Source organism: Amycolatopsis aidingensis (assembly GCF_018885265.1).
In the GTDB taxonomy this organism is placed as follows: domain Bacteria; phylum Actinomycetota; class Actinomycetes; order Mycobacteriales; family Pseudonocardiaceae; genus Amycolatopsis; species Amycolatopsis aidingensis.
Genome location: NZ_CP076538.1, coordinates 3,555,346 through 3,581,221, shown reverse-complemented (window position 1 = coordinate 3,581,221; position 25,876 = coordinate 3,555,346). Strand labels below are relative to the sequence as shown.

Sequence of the window (25,876 nt, the reverse complement as noted above, 5' to 3'; positions counted from 1 at the left end):
CATGGCCGGGTTTTCGCGCAGGGTGACACTGATGGCGGCCATCACGGTGGGTTTGCTGGCCGCGAGCGCGGCCACGTCGGCCTCGGCGCGGCCGCAGCTGCCGTCGGACGGGCCGGGAACGGTGCTCGATATCAGCCCGCTGCCGCCGGAGAGCTGGGTTCCTGGCTCGGGGCAGGCGTTCAACCTCACCTACCGGTCCACCGGTGCCGGCGGCTCGCCTGCGCCGGTGAGCGGCTCGGTGTTCCTGCCGGAGGGACCGGCCCCCGCGGCAGGCTGGCCGGTGCTGTCCTGGGCACACGGCACGACCGGGCTGGGCGACGGGTGTGCCCCATCGGCCGCCGGCCGGGGCCCGCGCGACATGGAGTATCTGGCCGCGTGGCTGGCCCAGGGCTACGCGATCGTGGCCACCGACTACGCCGGGCTTGGCACCCGGGGCGTGCACCCGTACCTGGACGGCCGCGCCGCGGCTTACGGCGTCATCGACATCGTGCGCGCGGCTCGCTCGATCGTTCCGGCGCTGTCCAGCCGCTGGGTCGTGGTGGGCCAGTCGCAGGGCGGCCATGCCGCGATGTTCACCGCGAACCTGGCCACCCGGTACGCACCGGAACTGGACTATCGCGGCGCCGTGGCCACCGGCGTCCCGGCCAATCTCCAGGGGCTGGTGCCCGTGATCGGCCCCGAGGTGCCGCCCGCACTGCTCGGTACCGGGATGAAGACCTATCTCGCCTACATCCTGGCCGGGCTACGGGCCGCCCGGCCCGGCTTCGACCTGCGTTCCTACCTCACCCCCTTCGGCGAGTCCGTGCTCGCGCAGGCGGACACGCTCTGCCATGCGGACATGTACGCCCGGATGGCGGGGACCGACCTCGGCGACATGTTCACCAAGCAGCTCGGTGCGCCGTTCCGCGAAGCCTGGGATGCGATCTACACCGTGCCGACCAGCGGTTACGACCGGCCGTTCTTCATCGCCCATGGTGCGAAGGACACCACCGCGTGGCCTTTCCTCACCGAGCAGCTGGTCGCCGATCTCGAAGCCAACGGGCAGCCGTACACGTACCGGACCTATCCGGCCGACCACGGCGGCACGATGGCGGCCTCGCTGCCCGACACCACGCCGTTCGTCCGCAGCCTGCTCGCGGGCCGAGGGTAGCCGTCCACCGGGCCGGCGCCCTGTCCGGCGCCCGAAAAATCGGGTAACATCGCCTCCCACGCAGGCTGTACCTCGGGAACGGGGGGTCCTGGTGGACCAGCACGATGCGATCGGCACCGAAGGCGAGCGCACACTGGACCGGCGGTCCATGCTACGGCTGGGTCTGCTCACCGCGGGTGGCGCGGCCATGGCAGGCGGGACCGGTCTGGTCGTGCCCGGCGTGGCGGCGGCAGGCACCGGATACAACCTGTTCCGCGGCGCGACGAGCCAGCGCAACGACAGCAACTTCTCCGACAGCCCGGAGCTGGTCACTTATTCCGCGACCAATGTGCGGGGCGGGCTGTGGGTGCACAACGGCGAGCTCGGTTCGGTGGAGAACGGAAGCTACCTCGACCCGTTCCATCGCGGCGACTGGGGACACAACGTGCGCCGGGTGCGGGTGCGCTCACGGCGTAGCTTCCGTCAGCCGATGTCGGTGGTCGTGCGGGGTCGCACGCTGTGGTACGACCCGAAGGGCGGCCAGGTGATCGGCGGGGTGCGGCGCTCGGCCAACGGCGGGTTGAAGATCCAGGTCGGCCACCACAGCAACGACTACAACTACGTGGTACTGCTGATCAGGGAGAGCGGCTACATCACGGTCTATCGCGAGTACGCACACGAGTACACCCGGCTCGGGCAGGTGGAGTACCCGACCCCGTTGGGCACCTACCGCACGTTCAAGGTGAGCTGGAACGGCGACCGGATCTCGGTCTACCGGCGGATGGCCGAGGACAACTCCGACGACCGGCTCCTCCTGCGGACTCCACCGGGCTCCGCGCCCGGTGTGGTCAATGGCGTCACCTACGACAACAAGCCGATCGGCATGTACCTGGACGGTGCCGGTGTCCGGATGAGCCGCCTCACCGTCTGGCAGGGCTGACCGCACCCGCTGCCGCAGCCCCCGGGCGTCTCGGTATGGCCGTTTCCTGCGCGGTCGGGCAGGATGGAGCCATCGGCGATGTGGAGGGGGCCGTCATGCGCGACCGACTCACCCGCCATCTGGTGCCCCTGCTGGTGGCCTGCTTGACCATCGCCGGGTCGAGCGCCGGTGCGCCGGCGAGCGCCGATCCCGCAGGCGGCGGGGATCCGGCGGTGGTGCACACCGAGAGCGGGCCGCTGCGCGGCACCGTCGCCGAGGACCATCGGTCGTTCCAGGGCATTCCGTACGCCGCACCGCCGGTCGGGGAACTGCGCTGGGGTTCGCCCCGCCCGGTGGCGCCGTGGAGTGAGCCGCGAGACGCGACCGAGCCGGGCAGCCCCTGCCCACAACCACCGGGCGCGGTGGGCGAACCGCCCAGTGCCAACGAGGACTGCCTGTATCTCAACGTGACCACGCCACGGCACACCCGCGGCCGTGGACTGCCCGTGATGGTGTGGATCCACGGCGGTGGCTTCACCCAGGGCAACGGAAGTATGTACGGCGGCGCGGCTCTGGCGCGCCGTGACGTCGTGCTGGTGACCATCAACTACCGGCTCGGGGTGTTCGGTTTCCTCGCCCACCCCGCGCTGAACCGTGGTCCCGCACGGCACCTTTCCGGGAACTTCGGTATCGAAGACCAGCAGGCCGCCTTGCGGTGGGTGCAGCGGAACGCGGCTGCCTTCGGCGGGGACCCCGGAAATATCACGGTGTTCGGTGAGTCGGCGGGCGGAATGAGCGTGTGCACCCAATTGTCCTCACCTCTCGCGGCCGGCCTCTTCCATCGCGCGATCATCCAAAGTGGACCATGCACGACGCGGTTCCCCGGACTCGGTTCGGTCTACCCTGAACGCACGGACGCCGAGCGGACAGGTACCGAGATCGCGCGGCTGGCAGGCTGCACCGACCCGGCGAGTGCGGCCGTCTGCCTGCGCGCCAAGCCGGTACGGGAGCTGATGGCGTCGATTCCACCGAACACGTTCCACCTAGCGCCGGTGGTCGGTGGACCCGTGCTCCCACGGGATCCGCAGCGGGCGTTGACCACCGGCCGGTTCCACCAGGTGCCGGTGATGCAGGGCACCACCCGGGACGAGCACCGGCTGTTCCAGGCCGTTGTCGAACAGCTTACCGGGCACCCGCTCACCGAGGCGGACTTCCGCGGGCAGGTGACAGAGGCATTCGGCGCCAAGGCAGACGAGGTGTTCGCCCGCTACCCGCTGAGCCGTTACGGGTCGCCGAGTGAGGCATTGGCCGCGGTGCTGACCGATCACTCGTGGAGTTGCCCCGCGCTGGCGACCGACCGGCTGCTGACCGGCCACGTGCGCACCTATGGCTACGAGTTCGCCGACCGGGACGCCCCGCCGCTGGCCGGTTTCCCTGAGCCCAGCTTCCCGCTCGGGGCCTACCACGGATCCGAACTGCTGTACCTGTTCGGCGGGCTGGCCGAGCCGGGCGCGCTCACCCCCGAGCAGCGAACGTTGTCCGAGCGGATGCTCGGCTACTGGACCCGCTTCGCACGCACCGGCAACCCGAACGGCCACGGCGCCCCGGGTTGGCCCGGGTTCCGCGCGGGAGCGTACGTGCAGTCGCTGGCCCCCGGCCGCGGCGGAATCCGCCGGGTCGACCTCGGCCGGGAACACCAGTGCGCGTTCTGGGCATCCTGAGGAGGAAACACACGCAGGGCCCTGATGAACGCACAAACCTGGGCCAGGGTCGTGCAGACACGCAAAGTCAAGACCGACGGTGCAGGCAAACGTTGCTGCGCAAGTAACACCGGACAGTTCAGCGGCCGTTGGCACTGAGGCGGGTGCGCCAGAGCAGCCAGACGAAGTAGGGAGTGCCGATGAGCGCGATGAGGAGTCCGGCTGGGATCTGGGCGGGGGCGATGACGGTGCGGCCGATGGTGTCGGCGGCCGAGACGAGCAGGGCGCCGATGAGGGCGGCGATCGGGAGCACCCTGGAGTGCCGGGCACCAACGAGGGCGCGGGTGATGTGTGGCGCGACGAGTCCGACGAACCCGATGACGCCGACGGCGGAGACCGCGGTGGCGGTGAGCAACGCGGCGGCGGTGAGCGCGACGATACGGGCGGGCTCGAGCCGGACGCCGAGGACGCGGGGGGTGTCGTCGTCAAGGGCCAGCAGGTCGAGCTCGCGGCGCGCGGCCACGATCACCGGGGTGAGCACGAGCAGCGCGAGGCCGACCGGCAGGATCTGCTCGGCGGTGCGGCCGTAGGTTGAACCGGACAGCCAGGTGAGCGCCTTGGCGGTGTTCCACGGGTCGAAGGCGACGATCAGGAAGGTGATGACGGCATTGGCACCCATCCAGGTGCCGATGCCGATCAGGACGAGCCGGTCGGAGTCCAGCCCGCCCCGCCAGGACAGGCCGTAGACCAGCGCGAAGGTGAGCACGGCCGTGGTGCCTGCGACCGCGGTCATGGTCCAGGTGCCCGCGACGGGCAGGAAGGTGATCAGGGCGACGGCACCGAGGCCTGCGCCCGCGGTGATGCCGATGATGCCGGGTTCGGCAAGAGGGTTGCGGCACACGGCTTGCACGGTGGTGCCCGCCACCGCGAGGGCGGCACCGGCCAGGAGTGCGCCGAGGACGCGGGGGTAGCGCTGGTCCAGCACGAAGGTCAGGGCGGTGCCGGTGCGGTCGGCGAGCCAGTTGGCGACGTCGCCGGTGAGCACCATGGTGTCGCCGAGCAGCATCCCGGCGACCAGGGCAGCGCCGACCAGCAGCACGCAGCAGGCGAGGACGGCCTGATGTCCGCGGGTGGAGCGCAGGGCCCCGGTATGACCGGTGGCCTGCCTGCGAGTCGGGCCGGAGTCGCGGAGGCGGCGGGCCAGCCACACCAGCACGGCGGCGCCGAGGATGGTGGTGACGACCCCGGTAGGGATGTCGACCCCGGCCTGACCGCCCAGCGCGGCCCGGACGGCGATGTCGGCGGCGAGCACGATCAGCACCCCGGTGAGGCCCGCCAGGGGGAACAGCAGCCGGTGCCTGCCGAGGCCGGGGATGCGGGTGGCGACGAGCCGGGCGATGGCTGGGGCGGACAGGCCGACGAAGCCGAGCGGCCCGACCAGGGTGACCGCCGCGGCGGCCAGCAGCACGGCGAGCAGCACCGCAGTCACGCGGGTGCGGGCGACGGGAACACCGGTGACGGCGGCGGTATCGTCGCCGAGGGCGAGGATGTCCAGTCGGTACCCGAGCAGCCAGCAGCCGAGGATGCCCAGTGCGATGACCGGGGCCAGTCGCAGCACGGCGGAGAGGTCGGTCTGCACAAGGGAGCCGTTGCCCCAGGCGAACAGGCCGTGCGTCTCCTGCTCGTAGAGCAACAGGAACAGGAACGTGAGCGACTGCAGCGCGAGCATGATCGCGGTGCCGGCGAGGATGAGCCGGGTGGGGCCGGTGGCGCCGCCCGCGGACAGCAGCAGGACGAGCGCGGCCGCGATCAACCCGCCAAGGAACGCGGTCCCGAGCGCGGCGAGCCCGCCGAGGAACCCGGTCCCCGCAATCGAAAGGCCGAGGGCGGCGGACAGCACCACAGCCAGGTGCGCACCGGCGTTCACCGCGAGGGTGTCCGGGGAGGCGAGCGGATTGCGGGCGATGGATTGCAGCGCCGCACCCGCGACGCCGAGGGCGAGGCCGACCACCACGCCGGCCAGCATCCGCGGCAACCGGGAGGCGAGCAGCACATCCACGGTTCGCTCCTCGCCGGCACCGACGAGCAGCCGCAGCAGGTCACCGACGTCCACCGTGGAGGTGCCCTGGGTGAGGTGGACCATCGCGAGCAGCAGCACGCCGGTCCCGGCCACCAGATACACGCCGGTGACCCGGATCGGCCGCACGGGCGGCGCCGGGGCGTCCGGTGTGGACGCCCCGGTCGCCGGAGGAGCGGTGCGGGTCACGAGGTGTAGATGCGGACGATCTCGTCGGCGAACTGCTCGCAGGACTTCGGCCCGCCGAAGGTCCAGATGCCGTCGGTCAACCTGTGCACCCGGCCGCCCTGGACGAAGGACAACGAGTTCCAGATCCGGTTGTCCTTCAGCCCTTCGGCGAAGAGGTCGGTGCCGTCGGAGGCGTTGTACAGGAACCGCACGTCCTCGCCCTTGATGGTGGTCAGACCTTCGACGTCGGTCTGGCCCAGCCCCCACACCTCGTCGACGTCGCCCGGCCAGGCGTTCTTCAGGCCGAGCTGGATCGCCACCTGGGACACCAGCGCACCCGCACCGAACGGGCGGATCGAGATGGCGTTGCCGTCCTGCCAGCCGTCGGCCATGACGAAGGACTGCCCCGCGGCGCCCGCGGCGGCGATTTTCCGCCTGCCCTCGGCGAGCGCGGCGTCGAAGTCGGTGAGCACCTGCTTGGCCTCGGCGTCCTTGCCGACCGCGGCGGCGATCATGGTGAAGTCCTCGCGCATCCGCTGCAGATTGTCCGAGGCGTCGCTGCCCTTGGCCACCAGGACGGGCACGAACTCTTCCAGCTGCTGAACGAGGTTGGACTCGCGGGTCTTCTCCATCACGACGAGGTCGGGGTTGAGCGCGACGATGGAGTCCACACTGGGCTCGGTGCGGGTGCCGACGTCCCGCACCGAATCGTCGAGCTTCTCGGAAGTGACCCAGGTGCCGTAGCCCTCGGTGTCCGCGACACCGACCGGCATCACGCCCAACGTCACCAGCATCTCGGCCTCGCCCCATTCCAGGGCCACGACCCTGCTCGCCGGGGCGTCGAGCTTGATCTCCTTGCCGCGGCTGTCGGTGACGGTCACCGGCCCACCGGCCGGCTTCTCCGTGGCGTCCTCGGCGGCGCCGCCCGCGTTCTCGGTCGTGCCGCACGCGCTGAGCGTGACGGCGGCCAACGCCGCGAGTGCGGCGAAACGGCGTCGAATCATCGTTGCCTGCTTCCTGTCGCTTTCGGTTGTGCTGTGTGCCGGCCGACGGGCCGGGTGCTGATCGCACCGGTCCCTGGATCGCGGGTCACCTCGATCCGGATGCCGTAGGTCTCGGTGAGGTGCGGTTCGGTGAGCACCTCGGCGGGCTCCCCGGCGGCGCGAACGTGTCCTTCCTGCAGCAGGACGACCTCGTCGGCGATCTGGGCGGCGTGGTCGAGGTCGTGCAGGACCACTCCGACGGCCACGGCGTGCTGGTCGGCGAGATCCCGGATCAGGTCGAGAATCTCCACCTGGTAACGCAGATCGAGGAAGGTGGTCGGTTCGTCCAGCAACAGCACGTCGGTGTCCTGGGCAAGGCAGGTGGCCAGCCAGGCGCGTTGCCGCTCTCCCCCGGACAGCTCGTCCACCGGGCGATCGGCCATGCCGGTGATCCCGGTGACCTCCATCGCGTACGCGATCGCCGTCGGCCCGCCGGGGTCGTCGGCACGCCACCGGCCCCGATACGGGTGACGGCCGTAGCCCACGACATCACGCACGAGCACCCCGCTCGGGGTGGGGCGGCTCTGCGCGAGCAGTGTCACCTGACGGGCGAACTCCTTGGCGGTCAACGACCGCGCCGAAGTGCCGTCGCCGAACATCACCTCACCGCCGGTCGGCCGGTGCAGCCGCACCAGCGCCCGCAGCAGGGTGGACTTGCCGCTGCCGTTCGGCCCGACCAGCGCGGTGACGACCCCGGGGCGCAGCCGGATCGAGGCGGCGTGCACGACCTGGACGCCGCGATAGCCGACGTCGAGGTCACGCCCGTCGAGCCCGGCGCTCGCGCCGGCTACGATCTCATCCACGCGCAGAAAGGTAGCCTAACCTAAGTCAGGAACCAAGAGAGCCCCGTCACCGCCGTTGCCCCAGTTAGGTTAGGCATGCCAAACTCCACCTGTCCAGCCCTGGTCCGGAGGAGATGAGATGGCACGCACCAACCTGCGCGCGACCAGGGTGAAGCCCGAGCACGCCGAACTGCTCACCCTGCATGTGGTGCGCCGCGAGCAGATCACACCGCACTTCGCCCGCGTCACCCTGGGCGGCGGCGATATCGCGCGGTTCTCCTTCATGGGCTTCGACCAGTGGTTCCGGCTGTTCATCCCGGTCGCGGAGGACTCGCTGTCCCGGCTGCCGAGCAAACTCGACACCCTGTCCTATGCGCGGTACCTCAGCATCTCCAAGGCCGTCCGCCCGGTGCTGCGCAACTACTCCGTGCGCGCGTACCGGGAGGGCGGCGCGGACGGCCCGGAGATCGATGTGGACTTCGTGCTGCACGGCTCGGCGGCGGAGGACGCCGCCGGTCCGGCCGCGACCTGGGCGCGGACGTGCTCCCCCGGTGACCCCGTCGGCCTCCTCGACGAGGGCATCGGGTTCAACCCCGACCCGGCGCTGACCCGGTTCCTGCTGGTGGCCGACGAGAGCGGGCTTCCCGCCACGGCGGGCATCCTCGCCGCACTGCCCGCCGACGCCACCGGGCAGGCGCTGATCGAGGTCCCGTCCGAAGAGGACCGTCAGGACCTGACCGGCCCGGCCGGTGTGGCCGTCGAGTGGATCGTCCGCACCGGCCACGACCAGGTGCCGGGCCGGGCGGCGCTCGCGGCCGCGACCGAACTCGGCGTGCCCGCGCAACCGTGCTACGGCTGGGTCGTCGGCGAGCAGACGCTGCCCAGCACGGTCCGCAGGAACTGGGTGCGCGCCGGAGTTCCGAAGGAGAACATCATGTTCTGCGGCTACTGGCGAGCGGGCCGGTAAGCGCCGGTCACTCCTCGCCGCCGAGGTCCTCCCCGCCACCATCGAAGGCGTCGCCGACCATGTCGCCGATGATCATGCCGCCGATCGCACCCGCCGCGGCACCACCGATGACCGCGCCCATGCCGGGGCCGCGGCGCTCGTGGCCGCCATAGCCGTGGTAGCCGTGCGGGTCGCCGAACGCCGGGTTGGGTGCCTGGTGGCGTTCGACGGTCTCGGTCAACCAGCCACCGATCAGCCCGGACCAGTCGGCCCGTTCGGCTTCGGCGTGCGACATGGCGAACCGGCCGAAGCTGTCCCCGTCGGGGCGCAGGAAACCGCCGCGCTTGTCGGCCTCCAGGATGACGTGCAGGTCGTGCGGGGTGGCCACGAAGGTCAGCTCGACCTCGTTCACCCGGCCTGCGACCTGCGGCGGCGGGAAGAACTCGAGTTCCTGATAGAAACCCAGCTCCTGCGGCACCCCGTACACCCGGCCCACTTCCACATCGGCGGCGCGGAACCGGAACCCCAGCTCGCCGAACGCGTCGAGCACCGCGTCCTGCGAGGGCAGGGGATGCACCGCGACCGGGTCGAGATCGCCCTTGTCCGGCGCCCCGGACACCACCAGTTCGGTCCGTACCCCGATGATCATGCCCGGCAGCGGCGCGGACCCGACCGAGGTGATCGGCGTTTCCCACGGCAGCACGAACTCGAACGGCACCTCGCGGTGCTCCCCCGCCGGAACCCGCACCCGCTCGGCCACCGTGACGCGCAGGAACTCCGCGCTGCCATGGGCCTCACCACCGCCGTACTCGGCCTCGGCCCGCGTGACCAGGGACAGGTCGACCCGGTCGATGTCGGCATCCGCACTGCCTCCCTGCATGCTGACCCGTCCGGTGAGCGCCTGACCAGGCATCGCCTGCGCGGAATCCAGGACGGTGTCGACGGATGGGCCGCCGACGCCGAAGGCGGCGAGCACGCGTTTGAACACCATAGGGGTGTCGTTCCTCCTGTCGGGATGAGTGACATCGAACGATCGGCCCACCGGGCCGGACCGGGCGGCTACCGCACGCTTCGGCGTCGCGGAACCGCATGGCGCCGACACTATCGCAGCGGAGACTCCGCTGGCGGCCGGTGGTTGCGCGAGGACGATTTCGCGGTTGGCGGAAAGCGATTCCGCCGCCATCGAGCTGCCTACACTGGCCTGGTAACCCAGGAACGCCAAGCCAAGGGGGGCAGATGGAAACGATCACCGGAACCGCGGCGGGCGTGCCGTACACGGCGCTGCCGCCGACCGGCAGCAATGCCGGACCCCCACCGTTGATCGTGACCTGGCACATGCTGGACGCGCCCCGCACGGACGCGGCGTTCGCGGCCGCACTGCCCATGACCGGCGTGCCTGCCTGGCGGGTGCACCTCGGCATGCCGATGTGTGGTGCGCGGATGGTCGACGGCCGTGTCGACGCCATCATGGAGCTCGCCCGCAGGGACGCGCTGATGGCGTTCCTCGCCCCGTTCGTGCGCCAGGCCGCCGAGGAGTTCCCGGCCGCACTGGCCGCGCTGCGCGATCAGCTGCCGGTCGATGACGGGCCGGTCGGTGTCCTCGGCGGCTCGCTCGGCGGCGCCGTGGCGCTGGAGGTGCTGACCACGTGGCGGGCTCCGATCAAGGCGGTCGCCCTGGTCAACCCGGCGGTACGGATCCGGTCCGCCGTCGATCTCGCCGAAGGCATCGCCGGAAAGCCGTACCGCTGGACGGCCGAAGCCCACCGGACGGCCGACGAACTGGACTTCGTCGCCCGCGCCACCGGCATCGCGGCACAGCCGCCACTACTGCTGGTCAGTGGCGAACGGGACCACCCGGCATTGCGGACGGACGCGGCTGCCCTTGTCGACGTGCTCCGCCAGCGGTACACGCACCCGGACGAGGCAGAGCTGACGACGGTGCCGGACCTGTCGCACCCGCTGGCCGACGAGCCCGGACTGGAACCGGCCCCGCAGCTGCCGGTGGCGAAGAGGGTCGACGAGATCCTGACCCGATGGTTCCGCCGGCAGCTTACGGTCAGCTGAGCGAATCAGTTTCGCCGTGCCGGATGCGCGCGTCCCGGCCTACTGGTACAGCACTTCCTTGATCTCGGGATCGTCGATGTTGCTCTGGTCGTACCAGAAGAATCCGGTGTCGATGGTCTTCGGGAGGTCCTGTCCCTCGATGGCCTTCAGCGCGGAGTCGACGAGCCGCTCGCCCATGCCGACCGGGTTCTGCGTCACCGCGCCCGCCATCCGGCCACCGCGGATCGCGTCGATTTGCGCCTTGCCGGAGTCGAAACCGACGATGGTGACGTCATCCCGGCCGCTTTCCTTGGCACCCTTGATAACCCCGATCGCCGAGCCCTCGTTTGAGGCGTAGATCCCGGCGAGATCGGGGTTGGCGGACAGGATGGACTTGGTGATGTTGGCCGACTCCAGCTGGTCGCCCCCGCCGTACTGGGGCGGCAGCACGGTGATGCCCGGCGCGTTCTCCGCCATCCACTCGGTGAAGCCGTCCCGGCGGTCGACACCGGAGCGGCTGGTCTGGTCGTGCACGACCATCGCGACCTCGCCCTGCCCACCGAGCAACCCGGCCATGTGCTGCGCGGCCTCGGCGGCAGCGGCCTTGTTGTCGGTTGCCACCGTGGTGACCGGGACATCGCTGTCCACGCCCGAGTCGAAGGCGATCACCGGGATGTCACTCGCCTTGGCCTGCTGGAGCAGCGGGGCGGCGGCGCGGGAGTCGAGGGCGGCGAACCCGAGCGCGTCGGGCTGCTTGGCGAGCTCGTTGGTGAGCATGTTCAGCTGTTCCTCGACCTCCTGCTCGGTGGCGGGGCCGACGAAGGTCACCCGCGCCCCGCGCCGCTGGGCCTCCTGCTCGGCACCCTGCTTCACCGCCTGCCAGAACTGGTGCTGAAAGCCCTTGGACACGATCGCGATGTACGGCTGGTCGCCACCGGCGCCGCCGTCCGGGCCACAGGCCGCGAGGCTCACCGCCGCGGTGGCCGCCACGAGGGCGGCACCGATCCCCCTGTTCCGCATACTGCATCTCCCTTCGTTCCTGGCTGCGGCCTCAGCTGCGCTTCTTGCGGAGAATGTCGGTGTAGACGGCCACCAGGATCACGCAGCCGAGAATGACGTTCTGCCATTCCTGCGGGATCGACATGATCTGCAACCCGTTGTTCAGCACCGAGATGATCAGCGCGCCGATCAACGTGCCGACGATCGATCCCCGGCCCCCGGACAGCGAGGTACCGCCGATCACTACGGCCGCGATCGCCTGGAGTTCGTAGCCGAGACCGGTCGCGGGCTGCGCGGAACCGAGCCGGGCCGAGATCATCACCCCGGCGAGGCCGATGAACAGTCCGGCGAAGGCGTAGATCGCGATCTTCCACTTGCGGACGTCGATCCCGGACAGCGCGGTCGCCTCCTCGTTGCTGCCGATCGAATAGGTGTAACGGCCCAGCACGGTCTTGTTCAGCAGGAACCCGGCCAGCAGCGCGACTGCGAGCAGGATCAGCACCGCGTTGGGGAAGTTCACCCCCGCGACGAGGTTGCCGGTCGAGATGTCCACGTAGCCCTCCACCTCGGTGAAGTAGATCGGGGCGCTGTCGGAGAGCACGAGTGCCAGTCCCTCGGCGACCAGCATCATGGCCAGCGTCGCGATGAACGGCGGGATGCCCAGCACGGCGACGTTACAGCCGTTCACCAGTCCGATCAGGCCGCCGAACAGGATTGCCGCCGGCACCCCGAGGACCAGTGGCAGGCCGAGGTCGACCAGGAACACCCCGGACATGACCGCGCACAGCGCCATCCCGGTGCCGGTGGAAAGGTCGATCCCGCCCGCGATGATCACGAAGGTGGTGCCGATGGCGAGGGTGCCGATCACCACCGTGGAGAACAGGATCGCGGTGAAGTTGCCGTAGGTGAAGAAGAACGGGCTCGCCACCGAGAAGAACGCGGAGCACACGATCAGGCTGCCGAACGCGAGCAGTTGCTGGAGCCTGCCCCGGACCGCCGTGCCGGGGCCGCGGCCCCGCGGCCGGGGTCCGGCCGGGGCCTCCCGTGTCGCCGTCATGCCTTTCCCGCCTCCTCCCCCTTCGGCGCGGTCCTGGTGTCGCGCTGTCCCGGCCGCGCTGTCGCGTAGTGCATGATGTTCTCCTGCGTCGCCTCCGCGGCGGCGAGCACGCGGGTCACCCGGCCCTCGCTCATCACGACGATCCGGTGGGACATACGCAGGATCTCCGGCAGCTCGGAGGAGATCATGATGATCGACTTGCCCTCGGCGGCGAGTTCGCCGAGCAGCTGGTAGATCTCCTCCTTGGCGCCGACGTCGATCCCGCGGGTGGGTTCGTCGAAGATCAGGATGTCGCAGTCCTTGGCCAGCCATCTGGCGATGACCACCTTCTGCTGGTTGCCGCCGGACAGGTTCCTGGCGGTCTCCGCCAGCGAGGGCGTCTTGATGCGTAGGGTGTCCACATAGGATCCGGCAAGGGATCTCGCCGCGGTGTCGTTGACCAGACCGGCGCCTGCGAACCGTTCGCGCAGCGCCGCGAGCACGATGTTGTCCTTGACGCTCTGGTCGAGCAGGAGGCCGAAGCGTTTCCTGTCCTCGGAAAGGTAACCGATCCCGTGCCTGGCCGCGTCCGCCGGACTGGTGATCCGCACGCGCCTGCCGTGTAGCGCGACCGTCCCGGCCTCGGCATGGTCGGCGCCGACCAGTGCGCGCGCCGTCTCGGTACGGCCCGCGCCCATCAGGCCCGCGAAGCCGAGGATCTCGCCGCGCCGCAGGTCGAACGACACCTCCTCGAGCAGGGACCGGGTGGTCAGTCCGCGGACTTCGAGCACCACCTCACGGTCGGCCCGCACGCCCTCCGGCCGCGCCTCGGCCGTGATCGTCCTGCCCACCATCAGCGAGATGATTCGTCGCGTCGCGGTCGACCGTGTGTCCACTGTGTCCACATACTCGCCGTCCCTGATCACCGTGACCCGGTCGGCGATCCGCCGGATCTCCTCCATCCGGTGCGAGATGTAGATGACACCGGTGTCGGCCCGGACGAACCGCCGGATCAGCTCGTGCAACGTGGCCACCTCGGCTTCGTTGAGCGCGGCCGTCGGCTCGTCCATGATCAGCACCCTGGCCCGGTGGGAGAGCGCTTTGGCGATCTCGACCATCTGCTGATTGGCCACGGTCAGCTCGCCGACGGTCGCCCGCGGATCCAGTGGCAGCCGCAGCCGGTCGATCAGCTCGCCAGCCCGCGTGTTCAGCGCCCGCTCGTCCAGTACCATCCGCCATCGCCGCGGCTCCCGCCCGATGAAGATGTTCTGCGCGACGGTCAGGTGCGGCATCAGGTTGAACTCCTGGTGGATGATGCTGATGCCGAGCTCGAGCGCGTGCCGGGGGCCGGTGAGCCGCAGCAGCCTGCCGTCCAGCCGGAGATCGCCCGCGTCGGCGGAATGGATCCCGGACAGCAGCTTCATCAGGGTCGACTTTCCAGCCCCGTTCTCGCCGACCAGCGCGAGCACCTCGCCCCGGCGCAGGTCCAGCCGCATGCCGGCCAGTGCCCGCACGCCAGGGAAGCTCTTGCTGACACCCTCGACCTCCAACAGCGGAGGCGTCACCTCCCCGTGCACCTCGCCTTCCGCGTCCTCGGCGTCCGCTGAGTCCTCCTCGCCTTGTTCCATCGATCAATCTTCGGCCGGACCCGGCCGGACCGTACACCGCCGTAGCGGTTGCCGGGGCCAGGATTCCGGTTGCGGGCCGAGTCGGGCGCAGCCCCGGGCAACTCGACCCCGGCAAGGAACAAGGGGAGTCGCCCGGGGCTCACCGCCGCGGTGGGCCAGCACCGCAGCGGCCCGCGCCAGGGCCCGGGTGGGCCCCGGCGCGGGAGTGCGGGGAGGACGCGCCGGGGCCCGTGCTGCCGGTACCGAGGGGAAGAGGGGTCCGGCAGCAGATCAGGGTTCAGCAGCCACTCCGCCACAACCCCGCGGCCAGCGCCCCGATCATGAACAGCGACAAGGCCAGGGCCGTCATGGCCAGCACCAGCGCCACCCGCCGCTCCTGCTCCCCCGTCACCGCGCCACCGTCGCCGACCGGGCGGCGCCGCCCCCGGCCTCGTGGTGTTGCTCGCATCCGGTGGCGTGGCCGGAGGTCTGGTACACGGTCCGGCAGTGGTAGCAGGTCCGGGCCTGCCGAGTGAGAGACGACCATTCCGCCAGCTCGGACTTGCTCGCGCGTAGCCGCGCGAACTGGGGCGGCGGTGTGTGCTTGCGCCTCACCGCCAGCCACCCCAGCCCCCGCGCACCGGAGACGCGGCGGCCCGCACGGTGCGCCGCCGCGCATGGATGACCGCGCACTCCGCGCACTTCGGCGGGTCCTCGGTCGTCAGGTCCTCGTGCACGATCCGCTCGTCGAGGCACGCGATGATTCCCCGGACCCCGCCGTTCTCCCGGCCACGGGAGTAGCCGGTGATGTAGTGCAGCTCGCCCCGCCACGCCAGCCACCCTGGAGGGGACGAGCACCAGTTGCCGTCCGTCATATAGCGGACGCTATGCGCGGCCTGACGAACGAAGGGGTACGACCTGTACCCCTACCTGGTTGTGCTACACGGCAACGCCGACCCGTTGGCAGAGGCTACGAACGTCTTCGCGTAACCCCGCCGGTGGCCGACGGGACAAGTCCAGCAGCATCTCACGAGCGAAACCGTTGAACTTGATCGTCTCGGGCGCGGTTCGTTCCGAGGCGTTCAGCAGTGCCCACACCGCCGGCCGCTCGTCCCGCTGGTAGTGGCCGCGCGCGACCTCGATGAGGTGACGGGCACGCCGCGGCACCGACACGATCTCGGTCGGCTCGAACGAATCCGCGGCACGGAGAGCCTCACCAGCGCGCCGCAACTCGACACCGAGGGTTACCGCATGAGCTCCCATCACCGACGTGGAGAACGAACTCTGTGTGTGACGGTAGCCCGGGCCAAGTTGGCGGGCGATCCGGTCGGCACGCTCCCAATGCGCCCAGGCCGGTCCATATCGCCCGCGTCGCGCATAGACATAGGCGATCTCGGCCTCCAGCGCGCCAGCGAGGCCGCGCCAGTCCACTGGCGCGCCGTCAAGATGCGGTTCAAGCTGCGAGATCCCATCACGAGCTAGCGTGATGGCTTCCTCCCACCGGCCGGAGTCTCGCAACGCTTGAACCATGGCCCACACGCCACCGGCAACCAGATACGGATCGTCTACCTCGTGCGCCTCGGTCAAAGCACGGTCGGCGACCATCCAGACAAGTTCCGGTGCTGGCTGGTAGGCGACGTAGAAATCCGCCAACTGATAGACGCCCGCGAGCACGCGGCGAGCTTGGCGACGCTGGTCGCCGCGCAGCGTACGGGCGGCTGTCTGCGCATCACGGATAAGACCGGGTAGTAGCGCGCCGAGCCGAGTTCGGTGGTCGGGCGAGTTGTGGCGCACGTGCCACGCTTGCCGCAACCGCACAGCGAGATGTTCCACGGGCTGAGGTTTCACAGCTGGCGTGACCCGGTAATCAGTGAGCGCCGCCTGCACGGCCGATAGCGCCTCATGCCGCTCTCCCGCGAACAGCTGGACAGGTACGGCGTGCTCGTCTCCCGTGAGGGTGGCGAGGTCTTCAGTCCCCAGAGCCTCGGCCAACCGAAGCAGCATCGGGAGCCGCGGCACCTGGAGCCTGCCCGTTTCCACGGCCTTGACCCATTCAGCGGATCGGCCGACGAGGCCAGCCAGCACCGGACGTGACAGGCCAGCACGTTCGCGCTGCGCTTTGATGCGCGCGCCCACGGGAAGATCGTCCACCGTCATTCCCTTCGCGGAGTAGACCTCTCCGCGTGCCCCCGGTGGCCAAACCGGGGGCGTCCCTCCGCGAAGAGGTGCACCCCCAGCGTAGCCGCTACCCGACCGGGTGACCACGCCCAGGCCCACGCTTCGCCGGGCATAACACCTCATCGGATTTTATGCCGAGATCGAAGGAGGAGCCGGAAACCGCGGTTCGTACGATCCTGCAGAACGACGTAAAGAGCCGCAGCCTCTCCCCTGCCCGCGGCTTGTCCGTTCGGAGATTGAGGTCCCCTGTGAATCGAAAACGCGCCCTGTCCGTGCTGGCCGCCCTTCTCGTGCTGTCGCCGACGGCGGGAACCGCCGCCGCGGCACCCATCGCGAATAGCGCCGCACCCTACTGTTATACGGAGCCTTCCCAGCCCACCGCGGATGTGAGCGACCTCAGGGCGAGGTTCAACTCCGCCAACTGGATGCAGATCCTCCAGGCCGTGTACCAGCGACGCTGGCCAAGCGGGGAGGCGCTGGCCATCGCCCAGGCCAGGGATCCGTACTGGGACCGGTTCGTGCGCAAGAACAGTTTCGAGGCCTTCACCGAGTCGATGATGGTCGCCATTCACGAGGAAACCCACATGTGGGATCTCGACCCGTCGCGAACCAGATGGAACGTACACACCGCGGCCTGGATCAACGCCTCCCGGCAGGACCTGAGGGTGCCGCTGCACGGTGGCTTCCCGCGCAGGGAGATCCTGCCGCTGATCAACGACCGGCTCAGCGACTCCATGGACGACATCTACCTGCGGGACCGGACCCAGGGTGACTACCGCCTGCAGGGCGTGCTGGCAGAACTGAACGCCGGGCTGACCGGCCTGCCCGCGGTGACGGTGCTGCAGGAGTACATCAAGGGGGTCGGGGCCAGCAACGCCCGCGACATCGCCGCCACCAACCTGCGGTACCTGCTGCTCTACCTGCGGGTGGCCAAGGACCGGCATCCAGCCTACTGGGCGAAGATCAAGAGCGAGCCCAAGCTGCGCGAACTGGTGCTGACGCAGTTCCTGCGCACGGCGTACTGGCTGGAGAAGTCGGCTCCCTACACGGGCAAACTCGGCAGCCCGGATGCCGACCGGATCACCGCCACCAACTACGCCCCCGCGAACATCGCCATCCTGGAGGAGTTCACCGGCAGGCAGGTGCGCACCGACACCCAGAAGCACTGCACCACCTGAGCGCCGGTGCGCGATCGTCCGACCTGAGCAACGGAGGGATCGCGAGGTAGGACAGGATGGCGGCGTGGATACCACGGTCGCGGTCGCACTCATCACCTCCTTGTCCACCCTCACCGCGGCCGCGCTGACCGGCACGATCTCGGCCTGGTCGAACGCACGGCAGCTACGGCACCAGCGCCTGCTGGCCAGGGAACAGCGTGCCGAGGAGCGCAACGGGCACCGGCGCGAGCTGCGGCGTGCGGCGTACCAGCAGTTCCTCGCCGAGGCCGACGCGGCCTACCGGGTGCTGGACGAGGGCTGGCTGGCCGCGCCGTTCACCGAGCCCGCCCCATGGAAGGCCGGGTTCGCGGCCCGCCGGGCCCTGGACGAGGCCTATATCCGGGTCCAGCTCGAAGGGCCCGACGAGGTCGCGGCCGAGGGCGCGAAGGTCGTGCGCGGCATCGGCGAGGAGTTCACGACCCACCGGCGGGTCCTCGACGCCAACCCCGGCACCCCGGACTCCGCGGTCGCGCTCGATGCCCAGGCCCGCGCCGGAGCGCTCCGGGTCCGCTTCCAGACCAGCAAGGACTTCATCGCGGCCGCCCGCCACGCGCTCGGCGAGGAGCCGCCCCAGCAGCCGGAGCGGCTGCCGGAACACTGAGACAGTGCGACCGGGCCGCGGCTCCGGCGTTACTGCTTCCGCTCGGGATCGTGCCGGGGGCGCGTCGCCCGCAGCGAGCCCGCGTGCGCGTGCACACTGGGGTCCCGCCGGGTCTTGATCAGGCTGGCCACGGTCACGACGACCAGTACGACGACGATCACGCCCAGGCTCAGCGGCGTGGGGATCTCCGGAACCCGCGAGTCGATGTCGACGTGCGCCCAGTGCAGAATCAGCTTGACCCCGATGAAGCCCAGGATCAGCGCCAGCCCCGCCGACAGGTAGACCAGCCGGTCCAGCAGGCCCTTGACCAGGAAGTACAACGCGCGCAAACCGAGCAGCGCGAACGCGTTCGCGGCGAAGACGATGTAGGGCTCATCGGTGATCCCGAACACCGCCGGAATGGAGTCGAGGGCGAACAGCAGGTCGATCCCTCCGATGGCCACCAGCACGATCAGCAACGGGGTGACCATGCGGCGGCCGTCGACCCTGGTGACCAACTTCCCGCCGACGTAATCGGTGGTCACCGGCAGGACCCGGCGGGCGGTGCGGACCACGACGTTGTCCTCCACGTCGGGGTCCTCGTTGCGGTGCCGGAACAGCTGGACGGCCGTGTAGATCAGCAGCAGGCCGAACAAGAGGAACATGAACGAGAACAGCGCCAGCAAGGTGGCGCCGAGCGCGATGAAGATAGCGCGCATGATCAGCGCGAGCACGATGCCGAACGTGAGCACCTTGTGCTGGTGCTCCTCGGGTACGGCGAACGTGGTCATGATGATCACGAACACGAACAGGTTGTCGACGGAAAGGCTCTTCTCCACCAGGTACCCTGCGAAGTACTCGGTGCCGAAGTCGCCCCCGTGCGCCAGGGTGAACCACACGCCGAAGCCGACCGCCACGAGCACGTAGAACACCGACCACGCCGTCGCCTCGCCGAACCCCACCCGGTGCGGCCGGACCGCCGCGAGCACCAGATCCACCGCGAGCAGCGCCACGACCAGCCCGATCGTGCCGACCCACGTCCAGATGCCGATCTGGAGCATCACGCCTCCAACCATCCTCGGTCACCGATCCCGTGCTCGCGGCGAGGATATCGTTGCAGGCTGCCGGGTTCAGCGCGAACCGCGGCGCGCCGCGGTCCCGGCCAGGGTCGCCGAGCCGAGGCGGAGGCCGAACCCGCTAGCTCACCGACGGTCCGGCTGACCGCAGGCCGCTGCCGGGTTCCAGCATGGGCACCAGGAACCGCCGGGCGACGGTGCGCACCTGCTCGTCGTCGTCGAGATCGATGACGTGGCTCGGCGTGACCAGGAACGAGCTGGACACCCGGGTCATCAGCTCCGCGACGAGCTCGACGTCCACCTCCTCGGCGACATTGCCCGCGCGCTGCTCGCGGCGCAGCTGTCCCGCGACGAACCGCTGCACGGTGGCGAGCGTCCGGCCGCCGTCGTTGACCATGGACGGGATGAGCACATCGGGTTCGGCGGTCATCAGCCCACCGATCAGCGGATTGCGCCGGACCGCCTGCAGGGCGCTGGCGAATCCCAGCACCACCCGGTCGGCGACGGTCTCGGCCTCCTGGATGTCGATCAGGAACTGGTCGAAGTACCGCCGGAACTCGCGTCGTACCACGTGTTCGACCAGTGTGTCCTTGGTGGCGAACCGGCGGTAGGCCGTGATCCGGGAAACCCCGGCCCGCCGGGCCACATCCTCCATCGTGGACCGCCGGATGCCCATCCGGCAGAACTGCTCGTAGGCGGCGTCGAGCACGCGCTTGGCGACCTCGTCATCCTCGTCGACCGGGTCGAGCGCGTCGGCGAGCGCACGCTCCAGCAACGACTCCGAGCCCTCGGTCGTCAGCAGGGCGGGCAGTACGGGGTCCACGATCGGCCTTTCGCTCCGTGATACGTAGATGCGTTTGCTGTCTCAGCGTAACAACGGTGTCAGCGGCACTCAAGGAAGTCACCGCCCACCGTCGTACCCCTGCCCTACATGTTCGCGGCGCCTGACTTGATCGCCTCCCGGATGCGGGAGTAGGTGCCACAGCGGCAGATGTTGCGCAGGGAGTCCAGGTCGGCTTCGGTGATGGCACGGCCTTCCGCGGCGACCCGGCGGACCAGTGCCACGGCGGCCATGATCTGGCCGGGCTGGCAGTAGCCGCACTGGACGACGTCGTGCTCGAGCCATGCCCGCTGCATCGGGTGCAGCTCCGCGCCGACCGTGGCCGGAAGTCCTTCGATCGTGGTCACCTCGTCCGTGGGCTCCAGATCTCCGACCGGGATCGCGCAAGGATTGACCGCCTTGCCGTTGAGGTGGCTGGTGCACGCCTTGCAGACGTTGATACCGCATCCGTACTTCGGTCCGTTGATACCGAGCAGGTCGCGCAGCACCCACAGCAGGCGCACGTCCTCGGCGACGTCGACGGTGACCTGCTCGCCGTTGACGCGGAAGGTGTGTTCGGGCACTCGGATCTCCTCGGGTCACCAGGCATGGTCGCGGCCATCGGCCGGGGACTGCGGGACGGGCGGCACGGTCGGTTTGGGTTCGAAGGAGAGCGTGCCATGGTTGATCGGGAAGCTCGTGGGCATGGTGCCGGTGGCGCGGCCGTAGGCACAGGCCACCGCCGCCATCGACGCGGCCACGCCCAGCTCCCCCGCACCACCGGGTTTGCCGGAGGTGTCCGGCATGACGATGATCCGTAGCTCCGGCGGGGTGTTCCACTGCCGGGTGTAGAAGTAGTTGTCCCAGCTCGCCTCCAGGAAATGCCCGTCGCGCAGGTGCAGGCTGGAGGTCAGCGCCAGTGCGATGCCGTCCGAGATACAGCCCATCATCTGCGCTTCCAGGCCGCGTGGGTTGACGGCGAGGCCGACGTCCACGGCGAAGACGGCCCTGGTGACCCTGGGTCCGGTCACCCCGTTGCGGATGGGCCGGTTGACCGTGTCCGGGCGGCAGTCGATCTCCATCAGCGCGGCGCTGACGGCGTGGTACTCGGCGTGGAAGGCGATGCCCTGCGCGGTGCCCGCGGGCATCGGCCTGCCCCATTCGCCGACATCGGCCACCTTGTCCAGTACCGCACGGCAACGATCGTCGCGGAGGAACTCCTGCCGGAACCGGTAGGGGTCCTTACCCATCCGCGCGGCGAGCTGGTCGACGATGAGCTCCCTGGCACAGGTGACGTCGGGCGAGTAGACGTTGCGCATACTGCCGGTGTTGAAGCTCTTGTCGGTTTCGCTCAGCAGCTGGCTGCTGAACCCGAACTGATAGGACATCGCCTGGCTGAGATGGAAGAAGGTCTGCGCGAACCCGACGTCCCCCACCGGCAGCCGCGCGGCCATGGCGGTGATGATCTCGCCGAGCCCGTGGCCGAGGTCGGTGGCGACGCTGGTGTGCCGCTGCCGGTAGCTGAGCACGGTGCCGCCGAGATAGGAAGCGCGTACCCGCGAGGTGCACATCGGATGGGCGCGGCCCTGGCGGGAGTCGTCGGCGCGGTGCCACATGAGCTTGACCGGCTTGCCGATCCGCTGGGACACCTCGGCGGCTTCCAGCGCGGCGTCGAAGAACAGCTTGCGCCCGAACGAACCACCGCCCTCGGTGACGTGCACCGTGACGCGGTGCTGCGGTAGTCCCAGCTTGGCCGCGATGGCCTGCTGGGCGACGATCGGGGATTTCAGCGAGGACCAGATCTCGGCGCGGTCGGGGCGCACGTCGGCGACCGCGCAGTTCGGTTCCAGCGCGCTGTTGCTGCGGAAGTAGAAGGTGAAGGTGCCTTCCACGGTCGGGGTCAGCGGGCGGGGCCCGATCGGCAGTTCGGCGGCCCGCAGCTCGCGGAGCACGGTCTGGTCCGACTTTCCTTCCGCGGTACCGGGTTTCCACGACACTCGCAGGGCACGCACGGCGTCCACGCACTGGCCGAAGGTCTCGGCGCGCACCGCGACCCCGGATGCGATCACCGCGACATCGGTGACGCCCGGCATGGCGCGAACCTCGGCGAGGTTGGTCACCGAGCCGACCTCGCCGTTGATGGTGGGCGGCCGGCACACCATCGTCGGTTTCGCGCCGGGGATGTCGAGGTCCATCGCGAACTTCTTGCGCCCGGTGACCGCGTCCAGCGCGTCGATCCGGTTGCGCGGCCTGCCGATGACGGTGAAGGCCTCCCGCGGCTTGAGCGGCACGGACACCTGCCGGGTGCGGGTGCTCGCGCCTTTGCGCGCCAGGGCACCGATGCCGATACTGCCACCCTCGCGATCGGTGATCACCCCGGCGGTCAGGGTCAGGTCGGTGACCGGCGAGCCGAGTTCGGTTGCCGCGGCCGCCAGCAGCCGGTGCCGGGCGATGGCGGCGGCGACCCGGATCGGGGTGTAGGTCGCGAAGGTGGTGTTCGACCCGCCGGTGAGCTGGTTGAACACCAGCTCCGGCCGGGCGTCGGCGAGGGTGACCCCAACTCGTTCCAGCGGGACGTCCAGCTCCTCGGCGATCAGCATGGCCGTCGAGGTGGTGATGCCCTGCCCCACCTCGGCCCGCGGCAGCGCGAATGACACCGTGCCGTCGGTGTTGACCTCGACCGTGATCAGGTTCGAGGTCGGCAGCGCCGCCGTGGTCATCAGCTCGTTGAGGTCGAGCAGTTCGGTGAGCTCCGGCGTGGGCAGTTGCTGGGCGCCTGCCGCGGACGGCTCGCCGAGCTCGGCCGCGGCCAGCACGGTCGGAGCCGCCACCACGTACCCGAGGAACCGCCGCCGCCCGATCGCCTTGCCGTCGCCGTCCCCTTCCGGTCGCGTCGCCATCGGATCAGCTCGGCCGGTTGGTCGTCGGGATCTCGATCTTCGTCTCCTCGCCCTTGGTGAGGTAGAACAGGATGTACTGCCGCGCGGCCTCGTCCAGGACCCAGGCCGCCTCCGGTACCAGCGGCAGCGGAATGAGGCCCTCCCGGAACTTCACCAACGCCGGCCAGGCGACCGGGAGCAGCCGGTCCCACACCGGCTCGCGCGGGATGCCGTCCCAGTCGGCCACCTGGTCGCCGACCAGGTACCGCGCGAGGGCGTTGCACAGCGGCCTGCTGATGCTGCCGGGGCTGGTCTGCTCGGCGAGCTGGCCGAGCAGGATGTCGGTGAGCTCGACACCCTCAGGGGTCGGCCCCATGTTCCGGGGCAGGACCTGGTCGGACTGGGCGTAGGCCGCCTCCCAGGTGGCCGGGATGTACTCGTCCCTGATGCCGAGCATATGCGCGGTCACCTGCCATACGTGCAGGTAGGCCTCGGACTCGGCGCGGGTGATGGGCACCTCCCATTCGAGCATCTTGCGCATCGCGAAGGTCGGCAGGGTGTGCCAGGTGACCAGCATGTCCTCCTGGCTGATCGGGATGTCGCCGGTCCAATGTGGGGACTGCTGCAGCAGGTGGCGGACCGCCGCGTGCACCAGCCGGGTTTTCACGGCCTCGACCACGCAGGTGCCATCCGGCCGATAGGCGTTCAGCGAACCGACCGCGAATCCGAAGATGCTCGTCTTGGCAACGCGATCCTCCATGTCCGCGCCGCCCTTGGAGTAGTAGACCGAGCGCGCCTCGTCCGGGATGGCGGTGGCCAGGATGCCACCGCCCACCCCGTTGAGCAGGTTGAGATACAGCCCTCGGCCCTTGTTGAACTCGGCCGCGAGCTCCAGCTTCCGGCGGTCCGCCCACGGCGGAAGCTGCCGCGCCTGCTCCATGAACGACCGTAGATCCGCGGGCAGTCCCGCGGGTAGCGGCTGGTCGTTCCGGGTCCAGTCCCACAGCAACCGGTTGACCTCGGGCACCGCACCACGGTCGAGTAGCGAAGCGACCAGCGGATCAGCCACCTCGTCCCACACCCAGCGCGGCTCTTTTCCCGCGCCGTAACCCGCAATCGAACCGCTGGGTGCCCAGGTCCACTCCAGCAGGGAACGCGCCTGGGCCGGGGCCGCCATCCCCAGCGCGCCGAGCGCTCCCAAAGCTCCGCCGGAGGCCAACATCCTGCGCCTGCTCAGTTCCGCCATGCCCGGACTCCTCCTTGAGCCACAAGTCTTGATATGATGATACGTATCACGTTGCCGTGTATCTCGACAAGCGGAGGTCCGGCCTTCAGAACGGACGGTTGGCTTCCGGAATCTCGATGCTGATCGGCCGGGCCTCGGACAGGAAGAGCAGCGCGGCCTTGCGCAGGAACTCGTCGAAGGTCCAGTAGGCCTCCGGCGCCAGCGGGAACGGCAGCAGGCCCTCGCGCACGGCCACAAAAGGCGGCCAGGCCACCCTGAGCAGCGGGTCCCAGATCGGCTCCCTGGGGATCTCCAGCCATCCGGCGATCCGGTCCCCGAGCAGGTACCGGGTGAACGCGCCCAGGATGTCCCTGCTGAGGATGCCACCGTCGAGTTCGGCGCCGAGGCCGAGCAGGATGTCGGCCAGCCTGATCCCCTCCGGCGTCGGCGCCAGCACCGGGTCCAGCACCTGCTCGGCCTGGGCGTTGGCCTCGTCCCAGGACGCGGGGATGTACTCGTCCTCGATGCCGAGCATATGCGCGCCCAGCTGCCAGGAGTGCAGGAACGCTTCGGACTCCGCAGCCGGGATCGGCACCTCCCACGCGGTCAGCTTCTGCATGACGGTGGTGGGCAGACTGTGCCAGGTGACCATCATGTCGCGCTGGCTGATCGGAATCTCTTCCTCGGCGGCGCCGTTCCAGTGCGGGGACTGCGGCAGCAGGTGCCGCACGGCCGCGTGCACCAGCCGGGTCTTGACGCAGGTCACGATCATTTCGCCATCGGGCTGGTAAGCATTCCTGGACCCGATGTCGTATCCCAGTTTGGCGGTCTTGGAAATACGGTCCTTCATATCCGCGCCGCCCTGCGAATAGTAGACCGCGCGAGCCTCCTTGGGAATGACCGTGCTCATCATGCCGCTGGCCAGCCCGTACAACACGCCGAGATAGAGCCCGCGTTTCTCGTTGAACTCCACCGCGGTGGCCAGCTTGCCCTGATCGGCCCACGCCGGCAGCTGGCGTGCCCGCTCCATGAAGTCGCGCAGGTCCGCGGGCAGGCCGTCCGGCAACGGCTGGCCGTTCTTCGTCCAGGTCCGCAGCAACTCGTTGACCCTGGGCACATCGCCCCGGTCCAGCAGCGAGGCCACCAGCGGATCCGCCTCGGCATCCCACACCCACCGCGGGTCGGCACCCGTCCCGGCGCCCGCAACCGACCCCCGCGGTGACCACGTCCACAGTGGACGAGCCTGGGCCGGAGCGGCCACCGTCAGCGCACCGAGGGCGCCCAGCGCGCCGCCTGTCATCAGCATCCTCCGCCTGCTGAGCTCATCCATGGTCTCAACTCCTCCTTGAGTCGCGAACACCTGGTTGATACGCTGATACGCACTAGGGCGCTGCGTATCAATGAGAGCACAAGTCGGGACGAAAAACGAGGGGTACCGGCCAAACTCTCCAC

The 25,876-nt window shown here is 69.7% G+C and carries 23 protein-coding genes; 7 read left to right on the top strand and 16 right to left on the bottom strand.

The features are described 5' to 3' along the window. Positions 1-31 precede the first annotated feature (31 nt). The 3 genes from KOI47_RS16365 (at position 32) to KOI47_RS16355 (ending at position 3,769) form a co-directional block, all read left to right on the top strand. On the top strand, positions 32-1,150 hold the full coding sequence (locus tag KOI47_RS16365; RefSeq protein ID WP_216216801.1) for a lipase family protein: 1,119 nt from the start codon (positions 32-34) through the stop codon (positions 1,148-1,150). Positions 1,151-1,241: 91 nt separating this feature from the next. Beyond that, on the top strand, positions 1,242-2,069 hold the full coding sequence (locus KOI47_RS16360; protein WP_216216800.1) for a hypothetical protein: 828 nt from the start codon (positions 1,242-1,244) through the stop codon (positions 2,067-2,069). Between the two features lie 95 nt (positions 2,070-2,164). Beyond that, positions 2,165-3,769 (top strand): carboxylesterase/lipase family protein, encoded by a 1,605-nt coding sequence (locus KOI47_RS16355; RefSeq protein ID WP_216216799.1) that lies wholly within the window; start codon positions 2,165-2,167, stop codon positions 3,767-3,769. 118 nt (positions 3,770-3,887) lie between these two features. Here the strand turns inward: KOI47_RS16355 and KOI47_RS16350 are convergent, their stop codons facing one another. The 3 genes from KOI47_RS16350 to KOI47_RS16340 are packed head-to-tail and all read right to left on the bottom strand — an operon-like array spanning position 3,888 to position 7,830. After that, positions 3,888-6,014 carry an iron ABC transporter permease gene (locus KOI47_RS16350; protein WP_216216798.1) on the bottom strand — a complete coding sequence of 709 codons (2,127 nt, stop codon included), beginning with the start codon at positions 6,012-6,014 and terminating at the stop codon, positions 3,888-3,890. Next, the gene (locus KOI47_RS16345) at positions 6,011-6,997 is read right to left on the bottom strand and encodes an ABC transporter substrate-binding protein (RefSeq protein ID WP_216216797.1); all 987 of its coding nucleotides are present in this window, start codon (positions 6,995-6,997) and stop codon (positions 6,011-6,013) included. The genes KOI47_RS16350 and KOI47_RS16345 overlap by 4 nt, the downstream gene beginning before the upstream one ends. Continuing rightward, positions 6,994-7,830 (bottom strand): ABC transporter ATP-binding protein, encoded by an 837-nt coding sequence (locus tag KOI47_RS16340; RefSeq protein WP_408629941.1) that lies wholly within the window; start codon positions 7,828-7,830, stop codon positions 6,994-6,996. Before KOI47_RS16340 ends, KOI47_RS16345 begins: the two co-directional genes overlap by 4 nt. 127 nt (positions 7,831-7,957) lie before the next feature. Here KOI47_RS16340 and KOI47_RS16335 point away from each other — a divergent pair, with 127 nt between their 5' ends. Next, positions 7,958-8,785, top strand: coding sequence for a siderophore-interacting protein (locus KOI47_RS16335; RefSeq protein ID WP_216216796.1), 828 nt, complete (start codon positions 7,958-7,960; stop codon positions 8,783-8,785). Between the two features lie 7 nt (positions 8,786-8,792). On the opposite strand, the gene KOI47_RS16330 is transcribed toward KOI47_RS16335, so the two are convergent. Further along, positions 8,793-9,752, bottom strand: coding sequence for a sporulation protein (locus tag KOI47_RS16330; protein ID WP_216217338.1), 960 nt, complete (start codon positions 9,750-9,752; stop codon positions 8,793-8,795). Between the two features lie 248 nt (positions 9,753-10,000). On the opposite strand from KOI47_RS16330, the gene KOI47_RS16325 reads away from it, so the two are divergent. Next, complete coding sequence (locus KOI47_RS16325; protein WP_216216795.1) at positions 10,001-10,828, top strand: alpha/beta fold hydrolase; 828 nt, start codon at positions 10,001-10,003, stop codon at positions 10,826-10,828. A gap of 39 nt (positions 10,829-10,867) precedes the next feature. Here KOI47_RS16325 and KOI47_RS16320 read toward each other — a convergent pair whose 3' ends face one another. From KOI47_RS16320 to KOI47_RS16295, 6 genes are all read right to left on the bottom strand, one after another. Next, on the bottom strand, positions 10,868-11,827 hold the full coding sequence (locus KOI47_RS16320) for an ABC transporter substrate-binding protein (protein ID WP_216216794.1): 960 nt from the start codon (positions 11,825-11,827) through the stop codon (positions 10,868-10,870). Between the two features lie 31 nt (positions 11,828-11,858). Continuing rightward, complete coding sequence (locus KOI47_RS16315; protein ID WP_216216793.1) at positions 11,859-12,863, bottom strand: ABC transporter permease; 1,005 nt, start codon at positions 12,861-12,863, stop codon at positions 11,859-11,861. Next, positions 12,860-14,470 carry a sugar ABC transporter ATP-binding protein gene (locus tag KOI47_RS16310; RefSeq protein ID WP_216216792.1) on the bottom strand — a complete coding sequence of 537 codons (1,611 nt, stop codon included), beginning with the start codon at positions 14,468-14,470 and terminating at the stop codon, positions 12,860-12,862. Before KOI47_RS16310 ends, KOI47_RS16315 begins: the two co-directional genes overlap by 4 nt. Positions 14,471-14,857: 387 nt before the next feature. Continuing rightward, a complete protein-coding gene (locus tag KOI47_RS16305) occupies positions 14,858-15,064 on the bottom strand; it encodes a hypothetical protein (protein ID WP_216216791.1) in 207 nt (68 codons plus the stop codon). Next, positions 15,061-15,324 (bottom strand): hypothetical protein, encoded by a 264-nt coding sequence (locus KOI47_RS16300; RefSeq protein ID WP_216216790.1) that lies wholly within the window; start codon positions 15,322-15,324, stop codon positions 15,061-15,063. The genes KOI47_RS16305 and KOI47_RS16300 overlap by 4 nt, the downstream gene beginning before the upstream one ends. Before the next feature lie 64 nt (positions 15,325-15,388). Next, positions 15,389-16,606, bottom strand: a complete 1,218-nt coding sequence (locus KOI47_RS16295; protein WP_216216789.1) for a helix-turn-helix domain-containing protein — start codon at positions 16,604-16,606, stop codon at positions 15,389-15,391. Positions 16,607-17,013: 407 nt separating this feature from the next. On the opposite strand from KOI47_RS16295, the gene KOI47_RS16290 reads away from it, so the two are divergent. Then, positions 17,014-17,805 (top strand): hypothetical protein, encoded by a 792-nt coding sequence (locus KOI47_RS16290; protein ID WP_232376777.1) that lies wholly within the window; start codon positions 17,014-17,016, stop codon positions 17,803-17,805. Between the two features lie 64 nt (positions 17,806-17,869). Beyond that, entirely contained in the window at positions 17,870-18,445 is a 576-nt protein-coding gene (locus KOI47_RS16285; protein ID WP_216216788.1) for a hypothetical protein, read from the top strand. A 29-nt stretch (positions 18,446-18,474) separates the two neighbouring features. Here KOI47_RS16285 and KOI47_RS16280 read toward each other — a convergent pair whose 3' ends face one another. From KOI47_RS16280 to KOI47_RS16255, 6 genes are all read right to left on the bottom strand, one after another. Continuing rightward, a complete protein-coding gene (locus tag KOI47_RS16280) occupies positions 18,475-19,485 on the bottom strand; it encodes a TerC family protein (RefSeq protein ID WP_216216787.1) in 1,011 nt (336 codons plus the stop codon). Positions 19,486-19,621: 136 nt separating this feature from the next. Continuing rightward, the gene (locus tag KOI47_RS16275) at positions 19,622-20,323 is read right to left on the bottom strand and encodes a TetR/AcrR family transcriptional regulator (RefSeq protein WP_216216786.1); all 702 of its coding nucleotides are present in this window, start codon (positions 20,321-20,323) and stop codon (positions 19,622-19,624) included. A gap of 104 nt (positions 20,324-20,427) precedes the next feature. After that, a complete protein-coding gene (locus KOI47_RS16270; RefSeq protein ID WP_216216785.1) occupies positions 20,428-20,904 on the bottom strand; it encodes a (2Fe-2S)-binding protein in 477 nt (158 codons plus the stop codon). Between the two features lie 15 nt (positions 20,905-20,919). Continuing rightward, positions 20,920-23,220, bottom strand: a complete 2,301-nt coding sequence (locus KOI47_RS16265) for a molybdopterin cofactor-binding domain-containing protein (RefSeq protein ID WP_216216784.1) — start codon at positions 23,218-23,220, stop codon at positions 20,920-20,922. 4 nt (positions 23,221-23,224) lie between these two features. Further along, on the bottom strand, positions 23,225-24,445 hold the full coding sequence (locus KOI47_RS16260; protein WP_216216783.1) for an oxygenase MpaB family protein: 1,221 nt from the start codon (positions 24,443-24,445) through the stop codon (positions 23,225-23,227). Between the two features lie 85 nt (positions 24,446-24,530). Next, the gene (locus KOI47_RS16255; RefSeq protein ID WP_216216782.1) at positions 24,531-25,754 is read right to left on the bottom strand and encodes an oxygenase MpaB family protein; all 1,224 of its coding nucleotides are present in this window, start codon (positions 25,752-25,754) and stop codon (positions 24,531-24,533) included. Positions 25,755-25,876 lie beyond the last annotated feature (122 nt).

What these genes read in the sequence shown, in the direction of transcription:
- KOI47_RS16365 (WP_216216801.1), top strand. Translation starts at nt 32, where the DNA reads ATGGCGGCCATCACGGTGGGTTTGCTGGCCGCGAGCGCGGCCACGTCG.
- KOI47_RS16355 (WP_216216799.1), top strand. Translation starts at nt 2,165, where the DNA reads ATGCGCGACCGACTCACCCGCCATCTGGTGCCCCTGCTGGTGGCCTGC.
- KOI47_RS16345 (WP_216216797.1), bottom strand. Translation starts at nt 6,997, where the DNA reads ATGATTCGACGCCGTTTCGCCGCACTCGCGGCGTTGGCCGCCGTCACG.
- KOI47_RS16335 (WP_216216796.1), top strand. Translation starts at nt 7,958, where the DNA reads ATGGCACGCACCAACCTGCGCGCGACCAGGGTGAAGCCCGAGCACGCC.
- KOI47_RS16325 (WP_216216795.1), top strand. Translation starts at nt 10,001, where the DNA reads ATGGAAACGATCACCGGAACCGCGGCGGGCGTGCCGTACACGGCGCTG.
- KOI47_RS16320 (WP_216216794.1), bottom strand. Translation starts at nt 11,827, where the DNA reads ATGCGGAACAGGGGGATCGGTGCCGCCCTCGTGGCGGCCACCGCGGCG.
- KOI47_RS16315 (WP_216216793.1), bottom strand. Translation starts at nt 12,863, where the DNA reads ATGACGGCGACACGGGAGGCCCCGGCCGGACCCCGGCCGCGGGGCCGC.
- KOI47_RS16310 (WP_216216792.1), bottom strand. Translation starts at nt 14,470, where the DNA reads ATGGAACAAGGCGAGGAGGACTCAGCGGACGCCGAGGACGCGGAAGGC.
- KOI47_RS16300 (WP_216216790.1), bottom strand. Translation starts at nt 15,324, where the DNA reads ATGACGGACGGCAACTGGTGCTCGTCCCCTCCAGGGTGGCTGGCGTGG.
- KOI47_RS16295 (WP_216216789.1), bottom strand. Translation starts at nt 16,606, where the DNA reads ATGACGGTGGACGATCTTCCCGTGGGCGCGCGCATCAAAGCGCAGCGC.
- KOI47_RS16280 (WP_216216787.1), bottom strand. Translation starts at nt 19,485, where the DNA reads ATGCTCCAGATCGGCATCTGGACGTGGGTCGGCACGATCGGGCTGGTC.
- KOI47_RS16265 (WP_216216784.1), bottom strand. Translation starts at nt 23,220, where the DNA reads ATGGCGACGCGACCGGAAGGGGACGGCGACGGCAAGGCGATCGGGCGG.
- KOI47_RS16260 (WP_216216783.1), bottom strand. Translation starts at nt 24,445, where the DNA reads ATGGCGGAACTGAGCAGGCGCAGGATGTTGGCCTCCGGCGGAGCTTTG.
- KOI47_RS16255 (WP_216216782.1), bottom strand. Translation starts at nt 25,754, where the DNA reads ATGGATGAGCTCAGCAGGCGGAGGATGCTGATGACAGGCGGCGCGCTG.